This is a genomic window from Bradyrhizobium iriomotense, from assembly GCF_018129405.1.
GTDB lineage: Bacteria > Pseudomonadota > Alphaproteobacteria > Rhizobiales > Xanthobacteraceae > Bradyrhizobium > Bradyrhizobium iriomotense_B.
The window spans coordinates 21,056-36,617 of the sequence record NZ_JAFCLP010000032.1; the positions used below are offsets into that span (position 1 = coordinate 21,056).

The following is a 15,562-nucleotide window of genomic DNA, read 5'->3' on the forward strand; positions in this document are numbered from 1 at the left end:
GGACGGCCAAATCAAAAAGTGCCGACAATAAAGACATATGGGGAGAATGATGAGCGCTCAGGGAACGCCCGAAATGGGCAGGACGGCAGGGGACTCCAAGGGTTTGGCAAAGCCAACGCCGAAGGGCGCCTGGACCGTCACATTTCTCCTCTTTCTCTTCATGGTGGTGAACTTCGCGGACAAGATCGTCGTCGGTCTCGCCGGCGTGCCGATCATGACCGACATGAAGCTCAGTGCCGAGCAATTCGGCCTGCTCGGGTCCTCGTTCTTCTTCCTGTTCTCGATCTCGGCCATCGTGGTCGGCTTCATCGTCAACAAGGTGCCGACGCGCTGGGTGCTCCTGACGCTGGCGGTGATCTGGGCGCTGGCGCAGTTCCCGATGGTCGGCACCGTCTCTTTCACCACGCTTTTGATCTGCCGCATCGTGCTGGGCGCCGGCGAAGGCCCGGCCTTCTCGGTCGCCGCGCATGCCATCTACAAATGGTTCCCCGACGAGAAGCGCACGCTGCCGACCGCGATCCTGTCGCAGGGCTCGGCCTTCGGCGTCATCCTGGCGGTGCCGGCGTTGAACTGGGTCATCGTCAACCACTCCTGGCACTACGCCTTCGGCGCGCTCGGCGTTGTCGGCCTGATCTGGGTCGCGGCCTGGCTCGCGCTCGGCAAGGAAGGCCCGCTGGAGGACACCCAGGTCCTCGCCGTCACCGAGCCGAAGATTCCCTATGTGCAGCTTCTGACCTCGCGCACCTTCCTCGGCTGCGTGATCGCGACCTTCGGCGCCTATTGGGCGCTGTCGCTCGGCCTCACCTGGTTCACGCCCTTCATCGTCAAGGGGCTCGGCTTCTCGCAGAGCCAGGCCGGCTTCATCTCGATCCTGCCCTGGGTGTTCGGCGCCACGATCGTCATCCTCACGGGGTGGATCTCGCAGGTGATGATGGCGCGCGGCTACACCACGCGCATCTCGCGCGGCGTGCTCGGCTCGGTGCCGCTGATCATCGGCGGCCTGATCCTCGCCGCGATGGCGCATGTCGAGGGCGCCGGCCTGCAGATCGCGTCGCTCGTCGTCGGCTCCGGCCTGTGCGGCGCGATCTACGTGGTCTGCCCGCCGATGCTCGGCGAGTTCACCCCGGCCTCGCAGCGCGGCGCGGTCATCGCGATCTACGGCGCGCTCTACACGCTCTCGGGCATCATCGCGCCCAGCGTGATGGGCACCGTGATCCAGCGCGCCGGCAGCATGCTCGACGGCTACTTGACCGGCTTCACCATCAACGCGGTGGTCATGGTCGGCTCCGGCGTCATCGGCCTGCTGCTGCTCTGGCCGAACACGGAAAAGGCGAGGTTGACGCGTGGTGCGGCGGCGCAGCCCGCGCCACTGAAGGGCGCGGTGTCGCCGACGTAAGGGAGGCGGCGCGCGCTGGCCGCTCCAACCACAATCGTCGTCCCGGCGAAGGCCGGGACCCATACCCCCAGGGAGTGGTTTGGGGCGAAGCTGGTAACTCCGAGACTTCGCAAAACGATTGCTGCGGCGTATGGGTCCCGGCTTTCGCCGGGACGACAGCGAGAATGAGGCGCGGCTTTCGCGTCTCACCCGCCTCCCTAGCTAGAGCGTTGGCCCATCTAATTGAATCGTTGGGGATTCCCAAATCAGCGCTTTGGTGATTCAAGCTGGTCGCCGGGATTGGAGGCCGGCGGGCATGGCAAAACCGCTGTCGATGGATCTTCGCGAACGTGTGCTTGCCTGTATTGCAGGAGGCATTTCCGGCCGGCAGGCTGGCGAGCGCTTTGGGGTAAGCGCGGCGAGCGTGAGCCGCTGGCGCACACGCGAGCGAGAACAGGGGGATGCCCAGCCGAGAGCTCAAGGTGGCGATCGCAGGTCTCACCGGATTGATGCTCATCAGGCGACGATCATGGCTCTGCTCGAGGCCTCTCCCGATATCACGATCGAGGAATTGCGCGACAGCTTGAGCAAACAAGGTCTGTCTTTCGGCTACGGCACGATCCGCCGCTTCTTCGAGCGCCACAAGATCACGCGCAAAAAAAGACCGCCCATGCCACAGAGCAAGATCGTCCGGATGTCTTGACGCGGCGCCAGGCCTGGCGTGAGAGCCAGGGCAAGCTCGATCCGGATCGGCTCGTCTTCATTGACGAGACCTGGGCATCGACCAACATGGCGCGAACACATGGCCGTTGCCAGCGCGGCGAACGCCTGCGGGCCAGCGTTCCTCACGGCCACTGGAAAACAACGACCTGCGTGGCTGCTCTCACCACGCGCGGCATCATCGCACCCTGGGTGCTCGATGGTCCCATCAACCGCGATGCCTTCGAGACCTATGTCGAAAAGGTGCTCGTCCCCGAGCTTCCAACCGATGCCATCGTGATCATGGACAACCTCTCCAGCCACAAAGGGCCGCGTGTGCGCGAGATGATCGAGGCTGCCGGCGCCACACTGCTTTATCTGCCGCCCTACAGCCCCGACTTCAATCCGATCGAAAACGCTTTCGCCAAGCTCAAGGCAAACTTGCGAAAGGCCGCTGAGCGAACTGTCGGCGGTCTCTGGGATGCTGTCGGGCGCATCATCGACACCTACACGCCTGCAGAATCCACAAATTACTTCGCCGCGGCCGGCTATTTGCAACCTGATCGGCTAACGCTCTAGTTCACCCCCCGCGCACCCCGAATCAACTTCCCCGGCCGGCGTCCCGTGGCCTCGCCCTGCCGCCGCGTCACGACGCCCGAGACGATCGTCGCCTCATAGCCGTCGACATCCTGCAACAGCCGCCGCCCGCCGACCGGCAGGTCGTAATGCACCTTCGGCGGATGCAGATGCAGCTTGTCGTAGTCGATCACGTTGACGTCGGCCTTGTAGCCGGGCGCGATCAGCCCGCGATCGGTGAGGCCGACCGAGAGCGCGGTCTTGCGCGACTGCGCGGCGACCACGAACGGGATGGTGAGCTTCTCGCCGCGCGTGCGATCGCGCGTCCAGTGCGTCAGCAGATAGGTCGGAAAGCTCGCATCGCAGATGATGCCGCAATGGGCGCCGCCGTCGGAGAGGCCCGGCACCGATTGCGGATCGAGCAGCATCTCGCGCGTCGCATCGAGATTGCCGTCGGCATAGTTGAGGAAGGGCACGTAGAGCATGCCGCGCCCGTCGTCCGACAGCATTGCATCGTAAGCGAGCTCTTCCGGCTGCCTTCCTTGCCTTTGCGCCTGCGGACCCAGCGCGTTCTCCGGCGGCTGCTCGTAATCGGGGGGATCGCCGAGCAGGAACATCTTGTCGTAATTGGGCCGGAAGAACAGCGGATCGTCGGTCGCGGTTGCCGTCTCGCTCAGGATCGCCTTGCGCACCTCTAGCTGGTGCAGCCGCGCCAGCCTCTCCCCAAGCGGCAGATGTGCGATCGCCTTGTAGCTCGGATGGGTCTGGAACGGGTTTCGCGACAGCTCGAGGCCGAGCAAGAGCCCGACCGGCCGCGCCGCGATCTGCGCGGTGATGGAGAGGCCGCGCTTGGCCGCCGCGTTGATCTCGTCCAGCGTCTGGCGCCAGCGGTTTGGCGACTTGTCGTTCTGCGTGATCGAGAACGAGATCGGGCACTTTGTGCTGTCGGCGACCCGCAGCATCATCGGCAGGTCTTCGTGGATGGTGGAGAGGTCGAGCACGAATTGCAGCACGCTGCGCCCGTGCCGATGCATCGCGCCGGCAATCGCGGTGAGCTCGTCCTCGCCGGCCTTCAGGGTCGGCGTGAAATCGCCGGTCGAGGTGCGGTGGTTGAGCGTGCGCGAGGTCGAGAAGCCGAGTGCGCCCGAGCGCACCGCCTCGCCCGCGAGCTTCGCCATCGCCGCATTGTCTTCCGCCGTCGAGGGATCGCGGCGCGCGCCGCGCTCGCCCATGACATAGACGCGCAGCGCCGCATGCGGCAGCTGCGCGCCGACGTCGATGTCGAAATCGCGCTTCGACAGCCAGTCCATGTAATCGGGAAAGCTCTCCCAGGCCCAGGGAATGCCGGCGCTCAGCACCGGCTCGGGAATGTCCTCGACGCCTTCCATGAGCTGGATCAGGCGGGTGTGGTCGGAAGGCTTGCACGGCGCAAAGCCGACGCCGCAATTGCCCATGATCGCGGTGGTGACGCCGTTCTGCGAGGACGGCGTGATGTCCTGGCTCCAGGTGACCTGCCCGTCGTAATGGGTGTGCACGTCGACGAAGCCCGGCGTCACCAGTTTTCCGCGCGCGTCGATCTCTTCGCGTCCCTTCGCGGACACCTTCCCGACCTCGCTGATCCTGCCGCCGGTGATGGCGACATCAGCCTCGAACAGCTCGCCGCCATTTCCGTCCGCAACGGTGCCGCCGCGGATCACGAGATCAGGATTGCTCATGGTGCTTCTTCCCGGTTTGTTTTGTTGCTTTTCGTCGTCCCGGACAAGCGCGCCCTAAGCGCGCGCAGATCCGGGACCCATAACCACAGGGAGAAGTTTGGCGAAGACTCGGAGTGACCAGCTTCGCGCGCTAACTACTCCCTGGGGTTATGGGTCCCGGCGTTCGCCGGGACGACGGTTACTACGCCTTGGCCGGCTTCCGTTCCGTGAACGGCGACAGCACCACAGTCGCCAGCATGAAGATCACGGACGCGCCGAACACCCAATGCGGCGCGCTCTGGTCCATGATCCAGCCGAACAGCAGCGGTGAGACGATGCCGCCGAGATTGAAGCCGGTGGAGACGATGCCGAAGGCGCGCCCCGCCGCGCCCGCAGGCGCGGCGTTGCGCACCAGCATGTCGCGCGACGGCGCGATCACGCCGGAGAGGAAGCCCGCGGTCGCCATCGTGGCGGTCAGGGCCCAGCCCGGCAGCGTCACCAGCGCGATCAGGAGCACGATGGCCGCATTCGCGGCAAAGCAGGCCGCCGCGACATAGCCGTGGCGCGCGGTGTGGTCGGCGAGGAAGCCGCCGGCGAGCACGCCCGCAGCGCTGGCGCCGAGGAACGCGGTCAGTGCGACATTGGCGATCGAGTAGGAGGCGCCGTAGCCGCTCATCAGCGCCACCACGCCGAAATTGTTGATGCCGGCGACCGACAGGCTGAGCAGCATGAACAGCGCAGTCAGCGTGATCAGCGCCGGGGTGATCACGGCCTGCTTCGGCGCGCTCTCGCTGCCCGGCTTCTTCTTGTGTGCGCCGGCCTCAGGGATGCCCATGGCCACCAGCAGCAGCGCCACCAGAATGGCGACCGTGCCCGATGCGATCAGCGCGCCGACGCCGCCCCACATCGTGACCAGTGCGGCGACGATCGCCGGCGTCACCGCGCCGCCGAGATAGCCGGCAAAAGTGTGGACCGAGAAGGCGCGGCCCATCCGCGCCTCGTCCATGTGCTCGGCCAGGATCGCGTAATCGGCGGGGTGATAGACGCTGTTGGCGAGCCCGAGCAGCACGGCGCAGGCGATCAGCGCGGCGTAGCTCAGATGCAGCCCGAGCAGGATCAGCGCGCAGCCGCCGAGCGTCAGCCCGATCAGCAGGATTTTGCGCGCGCCAAAATGGTCGACGAGATAGCCGGTCGGCGCCTGCGTCAGGCCGGAGACGACGGCGAGCGTGGTCAGCGAGAGACCGAGCTCGACATAGCCGACGCCGAGCTTCTCCTTCAGAAACGGGAACAGCATCGGCAGGACCAGCAGATGGAAATGGCTGACCCAATGCGCGATCGAGATCCCCGTCAGCGTGCGCAGCGCACTGTCCGCCTTGCCTTGCTGCGGTGCGGCGAGAACGTCGACCATTGCAGTTCCGTTTCACTCCCGATAGACGGGCAAACTATCGGGGAGGGCGGTTATTTGTCCATGAACGCAGGCGCATGGCAGGTAGTGCGGGCGGTGATTCCCGTCGTCCTGGCGAAAGCCAGGACCCATTACCCCAGGGAGCAGTTTGGTGGGGGATCGTCGTCCGGTACTGCGACCGGTCACAATCGAGAGATCACGCGGTATGGGTCCTGGCTTTCGCCAGGACGACGGCTGAGAGCGTGGCCAGAGCCGAGCCCCCCCTCACAACGGCTCGTCATCCGGGCCATACCGATCGCGCTTCGGCGTTGCGATATCGCCGTCCTCATAATCGTCGTCGTCGATGTCGCGCGGTGGCGGCTTCTTTGCCTTGTCGTCGGTCGTCTTCGGCGGCCCGCTCGGCTTGGTGGTCGTAGTCCCGGTTTTGGCCATGGCTGGTCCCGGATGGTGATGCTGCATCCGAATCTATCCGCCGCCTGACTTATCTCAAGGGGGCAAAGCGACCGTCAGTGCATGACCGGCCCGCCCGCCTTTTTCCAGGCATCGATGCCGCCGGCGATATGGGCGGTGTTGAGAAGGCCCGCTTGTTTCGCAGCCGCAACCGCCATCGCCGAGCGCTCGCCGAAGGCGCAGAAGAACACCACGCGGCGGCCCGTTGCGGCCGCGACCTCGCGCAGCATGCCGCCGGGCTTCAGGCTTTCCTCGACCGAGGGATAGGGCGTGTGCAGCGCGCCCTCGAGCATGCCGTGCTTCATCCGCTCATTGGTCTCGCGCAGATCCACCAGCAGGATGTCGGGCCGGCCGAGCGTGCGGATCGCCTCGACCGCGCTGAGCACGCGGCCCTCCTTCTCCAGCTCCTCCTGATGCAGGCCGACATGCATGTTGGCGGGGATCGCCACGTCCATCATCTTCGGATTGGGCAGCTTCAAATTGCCCATCAGCTCGATATATTCGTCGACCGAGCGCACCTGAAGCCGCGGATTGTAGCGCTTCTCCTCGCCGATGGTGGAGACGGTGTCGCCCTTGTAGTCGTGGGCCGGAAACACCATCGTCTCGTCCGGCAGCTTGAGCAGGCGGTTGAATATCGAATCGTATTGCGCGCGCGCCGAACCGTTCTGGAAATCGGTGCGGCCGGTGCCGCGGATCAGCAGCGTGTCGCCGGTGAAGACGCGGTCGCCCATCAAATAGGAATAGGAATCATCGGTGTGGCCCGGCGTGTACATCACGTCGAGCGACAGGCCCTCGATCGTCACCTTGTCGCCGTCCGCGACCCGCATCGCCACCACGTCGGCCTTGGTCTGGTCGCCCATCACGGTCATGCAATGGGTGCGGTCGCGCAGCTCGCCGAGCCCGGTGACGTGGTCGGCATGCAGATGCGTATCGACCGCCTTCACCAGCTTGAGGTCGAGCTCGCGCAGCAGCTGGCAATAGCGGTCGACCTTCTCCAGCACAGGATCGAGGATCAGCGCCTCGCCGCCGGGGCGGCTGGCGAGGACGTAGCTATAGGTGCCCGAAACGCTGTCGAAGAGCTGGCGGAAGATCATGGCAGGACCCGGCTTGGAACTGACTTCCAAGATTCTACTACGGTACGGGTCAGAAAGAGAAGCAATTCACTGTGTGAATGGTAATATTTGGAAGATTCTTATTGTTGGTGATGGCGGGGGACTGGTGCCTCAATCTCGGTGTCGTCCCGGCGAAGGCCGGGACCCATACCCCCAGGGAGGAGTTTGGCGAAGATTCGTGGTTGCCAGCTCGCGCCAAACTCCTCCCTGTGGCTATGGGTCCCGGATCGGCGCGCGCTTGAGGCGCGCTTGTCCGGGACGACAGGGGAGGGTGTGGCTCAGATTACGGCCGCACCACCGTGTACCCATTCTCCGCCAGAAACAGGATCTGCCCGACCCCGACCTGCACCGGCGTCGCGCCCGGAATGAACTCCGGTCGCTTGCCCGTCTCCCGTTCCATCGTGTCGATCGTGTTGAGACAGATGTCGAAGCGTACGCCCTGGGCGATCAGGCTTTCGACCTGCTTGCGGCGCTCGCTGCCTGACAGCAACAGGTCGATGCCGGGGCCGAACGCCACCACCTCGATCGCGACCTTGTCGGGATCGTAGGCCTTCAGCAGATTGTTGGCGACGCTCAGCACCAGCGCCTGTTTCTTCGCATCGCCATCGGAGAGCTGCAGCACGATCTTGTGCTCGGCGAACGGCTTGTCCTGCAGCGGCACCTGCTGCGCCAACGCCTGTGGCATCGCGGCCCAGGCGAGCAGCGCCAGCAGCATCGCGCGAAACGGCTGCAACGGCATCATCGCTATCCCGCAATGCCCGGGTTGCCGTCGACGCCTTTCAGCGCGATGCCGGTGCCGAGCCGCTCCTGAAGCATCCGGCCCGAGCGCAGATATTTGCCGACGACCTCCCACACCGGTGCGCCCTGCCGGCCGTTGACCGAGGCCCAGCCTGCGACCTTGTAGCGATGGCTGGCGTTGATCGCCTTGCCGCCATTGAGCGTCAGCTCGGAGATGCGGCTGCCGATCGCCTCCGTCGGCGTGCAGGTGTAGCTGAGCCCGCCGGCGCGCACCATGTCGCCGCCCTGCTGGTAGTAGGGATCGGCGTTGAAGAGATTGTCGCAGACGTCTTCCAGCACGGTCTTGATCTCGGCGCCGGTCATCTCCTGCACATAGGTCTCGGGATAGGTGATCGCGGTTTCCGCGAGCAGATCCTCCATGGTCAGCGCCTGGCCCGACAGCGCGGTGACGCCCCAGCGGAAGCCCGGCGACAGCGCGATCTCGGCATCGAGCTCGGTGCGCAGCGCGGTGCAGATCAGTTCGTCCATGGGCCCGGAGAAATTGCCGCGGCGATACAGCAGGCGGTCGGGTGTCGCGATCTTCTCCGACCAGTCGGCGACATGCGACGCACGGACCCGCCCGATCAACTCGGCCATCGCCGGATCGGGCTTCAGGAGCTCCGAATAGACCGGCAGCAGATGATAGCGGACGTCGCTGACCTTGCCCTTTTCGAGCGCGAGATCGAGCACGCCCAGGAATTTTCCGTTGGAGCCGGCATTGGTGACGAGCGTCGTCCCACCCGCGTTCTTCACGGCGATCGGCTGCGGCACGGCATCATGGGTGTGGCCGCCGAGGATGACGTCGATGCCGGTGACGCGGCTGGCGAGCTTGAGGTCAACGTCCATGCCGTTGTGCGACAGCAGGATCACGGCATCGACCTTGTCGGTGCCGCGCAAGGCATCGACATGCTTCTGCAGCTCCTCCTCGCGGATGCCGAAGGTCCAGTCCGGCGTGAAGCGTTTTGGATGCGCGATCGGCACGTAAGGAAAGGCCTGGCCGACGATCGCGACGCGATGACTGCCGAGCTCCTTGATGAAAGAGGGCTTGAACACGCGCCCGGTTGCGGGATCGAAGGCGCGGGCGTCGTTGAACGCGGCTTCCTCGGTCAGGAACACGTTCTGCGCCAGAAACTCGCCCTTGAAGCGCTCGAGATTGTCGCGCAGCGCCTGCTCGCCATAGGTGAATTCCCAATGCCCGGTCATCGCCTCGATGCCGAGCAGATTGGCGACCTCGACCATGTCGCGGCCCTGCATGACGTTGGCAAGCCCGGTGCCCTGCCAGAGATCGCCGCCGTCGACGAGCACGGAATCTTTCTCGCCGACATCGCCGCGCAGGCGATCGACCAGGGTCTTCAGATGGGCAAAGCCGCCGAGCTTGCCGAAGCGTCCCGCGGACTTCTCGAACTCGAAGCAGGTGAAGGCATAGGCATCGGCACTGTCAGGCCTGATGCCGAACCGCTCCAGAAAGGCGCGGCCGACCAGATGCGGCGGGCGTCCGGCCATCTCGCCGATGCCGATATTGACGCTGGGCTCGCGGAAATAGACCGGGTTGAGCTGCGCATGGGCGTCGGTGATGTGCAGGATCCGCGCATTGCCGAACCGCTCGAGCTCGTAGATGCTCGCAGTGTCGGTGCCGCGCGCAAGCCGGGGCAGGCTGAGCGATACGGCGGCAAGGCCTGCACCCTTCAGGAAATCGCGGCGGCGGATGGCCATCTCGAATCTCGAATTCTCCGCGCCCCTTCAACGACGGTCCGACAGTTCCAACAGGCCCAGTCTAGCGGATTTCCATCGCCTTCCAGGCTTCTTTTTCGGACGTCGCCTGGAAGATCGACGCCTTCGCCAGCGCTTCGGCCTCTTTCGCAGCAGCCGTTGCGCGGTCGAAATCGCCGCCATCTGCGGCCCTCTTGGCGGCCGCCAGCGCGGATACGGTCACGGTCCACTGGTTGCGCATGCCGGCTGCCTCCTTGGAGGCAGCCTCGGCGGCGGCATAGGCCGCCTTGTAGTCCGCCTCATTCGCCGCGCGCGCGGATGGCGCAAGGCTCGAGGCGAGCAGTATGGCGAGAGCAAGTGACCGCTTCATGGCCGCGCTCCCGGGCCCGAGATCGGCAGGCCGTTGGCGACATAGGAGAGGAAATATTCGACATCGCGATACTCGTCCGCCTGCGGCTCCAGCGGAACCGCGCGGGTCTGGCTGTTGCAGGTGACGAAGCGGCGGCTGATCGTGCCCATGCCGCTCCATTCGGAGCGGTAGATCGGCATCGCGTTCAGAATGCCGAGCGCCGGCGCCAGGATCTCGGCGCGGATGCGCTCGCCCGGGCTCTGCACATGGCAGCTCGCGCAGGAGAAGTTCATCTGGCCGCGCCGCGTGTAGAAATAGCGCTTGCCGTTTTCGAATGCCGCGAGCGCGCGGGGATCATCGGGGATCTTGATGTCCATCGGCTTGCCGCGCGAGGTGTAGGCCATGTAGGCGGTCAGCGAGGCCATCTCGTCCTTGACGTAGGAGTAGGGTGCTTCGCCATTGGCCTCGCGGCAGCGGTTGAGCGCGAGCTCCAGCGTGACGACCTTGCCTTCCTTCTCGTCGAAATAGGGATAGTTCTGGCGGATGCCGATGCCGCCGTTCGGGAAGCAGTCGGCATAGGTCTTGCCGTTCTTGAACGGGGTCGCAAACATCTCCTTGCCGGCATCGAGCGCGAACTCGTAAGGCGGGAATTCTTCCTTCTCCTGCCACTGCCGCTTCATGTCCTCGTTCATCGAATAAGGACCGTTGACGAAATCCTCGTGCTTCACGTTCGGAAACTTCTGGAAGAAAAAGTTCTGGAACGCCTTGGCGTCAGTGACAGGATCGACCTTGTCGGCCGCGACCACGCGCGGAGAGGTCAGGGCGAACGCGACGAGCGCGGCGCTGAGCGAGCCAAGCAGGAGGTGGATGCGGGCCTTCATCACGCGATCTTCGCGGTGGTCGTGTCCGAGCCACCCTTGTTGTCGGTCCAGGAGATCTTGAGCTCGTCGCCCTTCTTGGCGCCCTTGAAGCTGAACTTGACGTAGGGATCTTTGGAGACCGCGGTGCCCCAATCGGCGACGAACACGTCCTTGCCGTTACATTCGAACTTCAGCTGCTGGATGAAATGCGCGGGGATCACTTCACCCTTGGAATCCTTGACGAGACCGGTGTCCATGGGGTGCTGGATCAGAGCCTGCACCTCGGTGATGTCGCCGTTGGCGGTGGCGCGTACGCGAATGCTCGATGCCATCTCCGTTCTCCTTAGCCGCCGCAACCGCCGACGGTGACCTTCACTTCCTTGGTCGCGCTGTAGAGCTTGCCGTCGGCTTCCACGATCGCGGTCACGTTGGTGGTCTTCGCCATCTTCAGGCGGTTGGCAACGCTCGGGATCGTGCCGTCAGGAATCCTGTAGGAGGCCGCCAGCGCGAACGGGTTCTCGGCGACGAAGAACGAGATCGAGGCCACCTTGTCGAGCGTCGTCGTCACCGAGATCGGCACCACGCCGCCGTTCTCGGCAATCTCGGGCGCATCGAGCTTGACCTTGTCGGACGGCTCGGCGGCCTTGCCGTAGAGCGCCTTGATCGCGTCGGCCTCGTTCTTCAACTTGAACGCCTCGTCCGGATATTTGTCGTTCGCTGCCGCGAGCGCAGACATGGCCCCGAACGGCAGATTGCCGAGGCCGAGCAACGCGACGGAGGCCGCGCCCTGAAGGATCAGGCGCCGCGTCGGATGAGGGCCGGTGGTCGTGGTCATCTCTAGTCTCCTGGGCGGCCCGCCGTTACAGGGTCTGCAGGAAATCAACGATCGCGCTGATCTCCTGTTCGGTCAAAATCCGGTTCCGGCCGAACGGCGGCATCATGGTCTGGGGATTGCGCTTGGTCTCGTCGAAGATGATCGCCACCAGCTCGTTGCGATCAGGGTATTTTGACTTGATGTCCTTCAGTTCCGGTCCGATCGTTCCCGGCAGGTCGCCGCCTTTGATGACATGGCAGGTCAGGCAATTGCCCTTGCCGCGGTCGAAGGCGAGCTTCTGGCCGTCAGTCACGGTGGATTGTGCCTGCGCCGGGCTGGCGAGGCCGGCGGCGATGGCCAGCAGGAGGAACAGGACGGGCGTCCGGAAAAGGGCGGTCAAGGCGTCATTCCGAGGCGTTATGGCGATGGTCTCGATCGCGCAAATAGAAGCGTTCAAAAGCACAAAGGGCTGCCCCTGACAATCAAGACTATGCACGCGGCAAAATGGAGTTAATATCTTCCGCATTGCAACTGAAGAGATTATCTGTTCGGCCGATTTGGCCCAAGGGTTAGTTACAAGGGTTAGTTACAAGGGTTAGTTACAAGAGTTAAAGGCAATGGGTGGGCCGGCTGTTTCCGGGGCGTTTGGACGTGCACCCTGTTTTCATCGCGTTCTCGTTTTTTCAAGGGGACCTCACTTGGCTGAATATGTCGTCGAATTTGGCAGGGACGGCGGACGGGTCGAGCCTGACGGCCGGCTCGATGCGCCCGCCTTCCATCGCAATCACGAGCCGATCTGGGCGGCCCTGGAGAAGCATCTCACTGGGCTGACCGGCAACGTGGTCGAGGTCGGCAGCGGAACCGGCCAGCACGTGGTCTATTTCGCCCGGCATACGCCCGGCTTGATCTGGTGGCCGAGCGACCTCAACCAGAGGCACGTGAAAAGCATCGAGGCCTGGCGCATCCATTCGGGCCTGCCAAACATCCGCTCGCCCTTACGGATCGATCTCACCGATCCCGATTGGTGCCCGGAGATGAAAAGCGGGCAGGGGCCGACCAGCCTTGCCGCCGTGTTCTGCGCCAATGTCATCCACATCGCGCCGTGGACCGTGGCCGAAGGCCTGTTCGCCGGCGCCGGACGATACTTGCGCGCTGACGGCAAGCTGTTCCTCTATGGTCCGTTCAAGCGCGACGGCAAGCACACCGCACTCAGCAATGCCGTGTTCGACACGTCTTTACGCGAAGGCAATCCCGACTGGGGCGTCCGCGACGTCGTCGATGTCGAGAAGCTGGCGAAGGCGGCAGGTCTCGGCCTCGTCGATACGATCGAGATGCCCGCGAACAATCTGACGCTGGTGTTTTCGCGCTAAGCCGTGACGGCGGTGCGCTCGCTCGCCCGCTTGCGGGGGAGGGTAATCGCATATGACTCTTGGCAACGTCTAACCGCACGCCTCGTCCTTCGAGACGCCCGCTTCCAGCGGTCCCTCAGGATGAGGCTAAGCAGCACCGCGCCCGTTGAAACTGCTGCCACGCATTCCGTCCTCATCCTGAGGAGCCCGCCATTGGCGGGCGTCTCGAAGGATGGCCGCGCGTTTGGCTGTCCCGTAGCGTCAAGTCTCGCCATCCCTCCAACCGATCTTGTCCTTCAAGAAGCGGAAGCCGAGTACCTCAAAGCCGGCGCGCTCCTTGTTGTCCTTGCCGTAGCCGTGGCCACCTGCGGCCGGCTCGTAGAACCAGGCTTCATAGCCCATCGCCTGGAGCTTTGCCGCCATCTTGCGGGCATGGCCGGGGTGGACGCGGTCGTCGCGCCGCGTGGTGGCGATCAGGATCGGCGGATAGGACTGGCCGGCCTTCACATTGTGATAGGCGGAGTAGGTCTTCAGCCATTCCCACTCCTCCACCTTGTCGGGATCGCCATATTCCGCGATCCAGCTCGCGCCCGCGAGCAGCTTCGTGTAGCGGCGCATATCGATCAGCGGGATGGTGCAGAACAGCGCGCCGAAACGCTCGGGATAGCGCACCAGCATGTTGGTGATGAGGATGCCGCCGTTCGATCCGCCCTGCGCCGCGATGCGTTTCGCGCTCGTCACGCCGCGGCGGACGAGGTCGGCGGCGACGGCCGCGAAATCGTCATGCGACAGCTTCTTGCCCGCAAGCCGGCCGGCATCGTGCCAGCGCGTGCCAAACTCGCCGCCGCCGCGCAAATTCGCCTGCACCGTGGTGCCGCCGCGCTCCAGCCACAGCTTGCCGAGCGAGGGATTGTAATACGGCTTCACCGAAACTGCGAAGCCGCCATAGGCGCTCATGAAGACCGGCGCATCGCCGGTTTCCCCGGCGGGGCCGGTCTGCACATAGGGAATACGCTCGCCGTCAACAGAGATCGCCTCATGCTGCGTCACCACGAGCCCGTCGGCAGTGAACGTCTTCGGCGCCTGCTTCAGCACGGTCGGACTTGCGACGCCGCGCGCGATCAGCAGCAGCGAGGGCGGCGTGAGCGGGTCCTGCACATTGGCGAGCAAATCGCCATTGCTTTCGGACGGATGGCGATCGAGCGGCCAGACGTCGACGACGCCGATCTCAGGCAGGCCGGGCAGCGTCTCGCGGCTCCAGCCGGTGGCGGATGGCGTACAGATCTCGAATTGCGGCTTGAGCTCGTCGAGGATCGACAGCACCAGTTTGCCCGCCGCCCAGAACAGACCTTGCAGCGCGCGCCGCGGTGCCGGCTCGAACAGCACCGCAAAATCGCGGTTGCCGGCAAGGAAGGCGGAGAGCGAGATGCCGAGCACGGTGTCGGTGGCATAGGTGCGGCCTTCGACCTGCCAGTCCTTGCGCAGCTTGATCGCGAACCAGTCGCCATGGGCCTGCATCCAGACGCCGGTCGGCAGATCGAGCTTCGTTATCGTGCCGGCCGCATCGCGCAGCCAGATCTCGCCATTGAAGAAGTCGATCTGGTCGACGATCCAGACTCGCGGAACAGGTGCGGTGTCGTCGGCCATGCCGTAGATCGACATGTGATCGGCGGCGGTCTCGATGATCATTTGCGCCTGCTCGACCTTTTGGCCGCGCCGCCACAGGCGAACCGTTCGCGCATAGCCCGAGCTCGTCGCCATGCCCTCGCCGCCATGGGCGCTCGACAGCAGCAGCGTGTCGGCATCGAGCCAGTCGACGCCGCCCTTGGCCTCCGGCAGCGTAAAGCCGTCCGCAACGAAGCTCTTGGTAGCGAGATCGAACTCGCGCAGCGTGACGGCGTCACTGCCGCCGCGCGACAGGCTCAGAATGGCGCGCGAGCTTCCCGGCATCGTGGCGATCCCGCTCAGCAGCCAGTCTTCGCCTTCCTTTGCCGCGAGCTGGTCGATATCCAGCATGGTCTCCCACACTGGTGCGGCTTTGCGAAATTCCGCAAGCGTCGTTCGCCGCCACAGGCCGCGCGGGTTGACGGCGTCCTTCCAGAGATTGTGCAGGTCGGTGCCGCGGCGGCTGACATAGGGAATGTTGTCGGGCCGGTCGTAGATTGCAGCGAGAATGTCGCGGTCGCGTTCGAACGCCGCTCCGCCGAACGCCTGGAGCGTCAGGCTGTTCTGCCGCTCGACGAAATCGAGCGCCTGCCTGCCCTCGATCTCCTCCAGCCACAGCCAGGGATCGTCGTCGGGAGCGCTGAGCGTGGGCCTGTCGTCGACGGTCATGAACGAAACTCCCGGAAAAATCGCGGCGGATAGGATTTGATCGAGCGCAAGCCGTCAA

Annotated in this window: 15 protein-coding genes; 3 read left to right on the top strand and 12 right to left on the bottom strand. The window is 64.6% G+C overall.

The window, feature by feature from the left end; all coding sequences use genetic code 11:
* Window positions 1-49: 49 nt before the first annotated feature.
* Both JQ592_RS36230 and JQ592_RS36235 read left to right on the top strand, forming a co-directional pair.
* The gene (locus JQ592_RS36230) at window positions 50-1,396 is read left to right on the top strand and encodes an MFS transporter (protein WP_211407491.1); all 1,347 of its coding nucleotides are present in this window, start codon (window positions 50-52) and stop codon (window positions 1,394-1,396) included.
* A gap of 295 nt (window positions 1,397-1,691) precedes the next feature.
* Window positions 1,692-2,653 (top strand): IS630 family transposase gene (locus JQ592_RS36235; RefSeq protein WP_211407492.1). Its coding sequence is split into 2 segments (ribosomal slippage): window positions 1,692-2,028 and window positions 2,028-2,653, totalling 963 coding nucleotides; the frame shifts between segments, so codons are not numbered across the junction.
* Here the strand turns inward: JQ592_RS36235 and JQ592_RS36240 are convergent.
* From JQ592_RS36240 to soxX, 11 genes are all read right to left on the bottom strand, one after another.
* Window positions 2,650-4,365, bottom strand: coding sequence for an N-acyl-D-amino-acid deacylase family protein (locus tag JQ592_RS36240; RefSeq protein WP_211407493.1), 1,716 nt, complete (start codon window positions 4,363-4,365; stop codon window positions 2,650-2,652). The two genes, JQ592_RS36235 and JQ592_RS36240, sit on opposite strands and share 4 nt — an antisense overlap.
* 181 nt (window positions 4,366-4,546) lie before the next feature.
* Window positions 4,547-5,752, bottom strand: coding sequence for an MFS transporter (locus JQ592_RS36245; RefSeq protein ID WP_211407494.1), 1,206 nt, complete (start codon window positions 5,750-5,752; stop codon window positions 4,547-4,549).
* Window positions 5,753-6,013: 261 nt separating this feature from the next.
* Window positions 6,014-6,181 (bottom strand): hypothetical protein, encoded by a 168-nt coding sequence (locus JQ592_RS36250; protein WP_211407495.1) that lies wholly within the window; start codon window positions 6,179-6,181, stop codon window positions 6,014-6,016.
* 74 nt (window positions 6,182-6,255) lie between these two features.
* Window positions 6,256-7,293 carry an MBL fold metallo-hydrolase gene (locus JQ592_RS36255; RefSeq protein ID WP_211407525.1) on the bottom strand — a complete coding sequence of 346 codons (1,038 nt, stop codon included), beginning with the start codon at window positions 7,291-7,293 and terminating at the stop codon, window positions 6,256-6,258.
* Between the two features lie 301 nt (window positions 7,294-7,594).
* A complete protein-coding gene (locus JQ592_RS36260) occupies window positions 7,595-8,053 on the bottom strand; it encodes a hypothetical protein (RefSeq protein ID WP_211407496.1) in 459 nt (152 codons plus the stop codon).
* Window positions 8,054-8,055: 2 nt separating this feature from the next.
* A complete protein-coding gene (gene soxB / locus JQ592_RS36265) occupies window positions 8,056-9,801 on the bottom strand; it encodes a thiosulfohydrolase SoxB (RefSeq protein ID WP_211407497.1) in 1,746 nt (581 codons plus the stop codon).
* A 61-nt stretch (window positions 9,802-9,862) separates the two neighbouring features.
* Window positions 9,863-10,168 (bottom strand): hypothetical protein, encoded by a 306-nt coding sequence (locus tag JQ592_RS36270; RefSeq protein WP_211407498.1) that lies wholly within the window; start codon window positions 10,166-10,168, stop codon window positions 9,863-9,865.
* Window positions 10,165-11,028: a sulfur oxidation c-type cytochrome SoxA gene (soxA, locus tag JQ592_RS36275; RefSeq protein WP_211407499.1), complete on the bottom strand. Its 864-nt coding sequence runs from the start codon at window positions 11,026-11,028 to the stop codon at window positions 10,165-10,167. Before soxA ends, JQ592_RS36270 begins: the two co-directional genes overlap by 4 nt.
* Window positions 11,028-11,339 (bottom strand): thiosulfate oxidation carrier complex protein SoxZ, encoded by a 312-nt coding sequence (soxZ, locus tag JQ592_RS36280; RefSeq protein WP_211407500.1) that lies wholly within the window; start codon window positions 11,337-11,339, stop codon window positions 11,028-11,030. The genes soxA and soxZ overlap by 1 nt, the downstream gene beginning before the upstream one ends.
* Window positions 11,340-11,350: 11 nt before the next feature.
* Window positions 11,351-11,842: a thiosulfate oxidation carrier protein SoxY gene (gene soxY, locus JQ592_RS36285; protein WP_211407501.1), complete on the bottom strand. Its 492-nt coding sequence runs from the start codon at window positions 11,840-11,842 to the stop codon at window positions 11,351-11,353.
* Window positions 11,843-11,867: 25 nt separating this feature from the next.
* Window positions 11,868-12,221: a sulfur oxidation c-type cytochrome SoxX gene (gene soxX, locus JQ592_RS36290; protein WP_211407502.1), complete on the bottom strand. Its 354-nt coding sequence runs from the start codon at window positions 12,219-12,221 to the stop codon at window positions 11,868-11,870.
* 298 nt (window positions 12,222-12,519) lie between these two features.
* Between soxX and JQ592_RS36295 the strand changes: the two genes are divergently transcribed.
* Window positions 12,520-13,191, top strand: a complete 672-nt coding sequence (locus tag JQ592_RS36295; RefSeq protein ID WP_211407503.1) for a DUF938 domain-containing protein — start codon at window positions 12,520-12,522, stop codon at window positions 13,189-13,191.
* A gap of 240 nt (window positions 13,192-13,431) precedes the next feature.
* Here JQ592_RS36295 and JQ592_RS36300 read toward each other — a convergent pair whose 3' ends face one another.
* Window positions 13,432-15,504: a prolyl oligopeptidase family serine peptidase gene (locus tag JQ592_RS36300; protein WP_211407504.1), complete on the bottom strand. Its 2,073-nt coding sequence runs from the start codon at window positions 15,502-15,504 to the stop codon at window positions 13,432-13,434.
* Window positions 15,505-15,562: the final 58 nt, after the last annotated feature.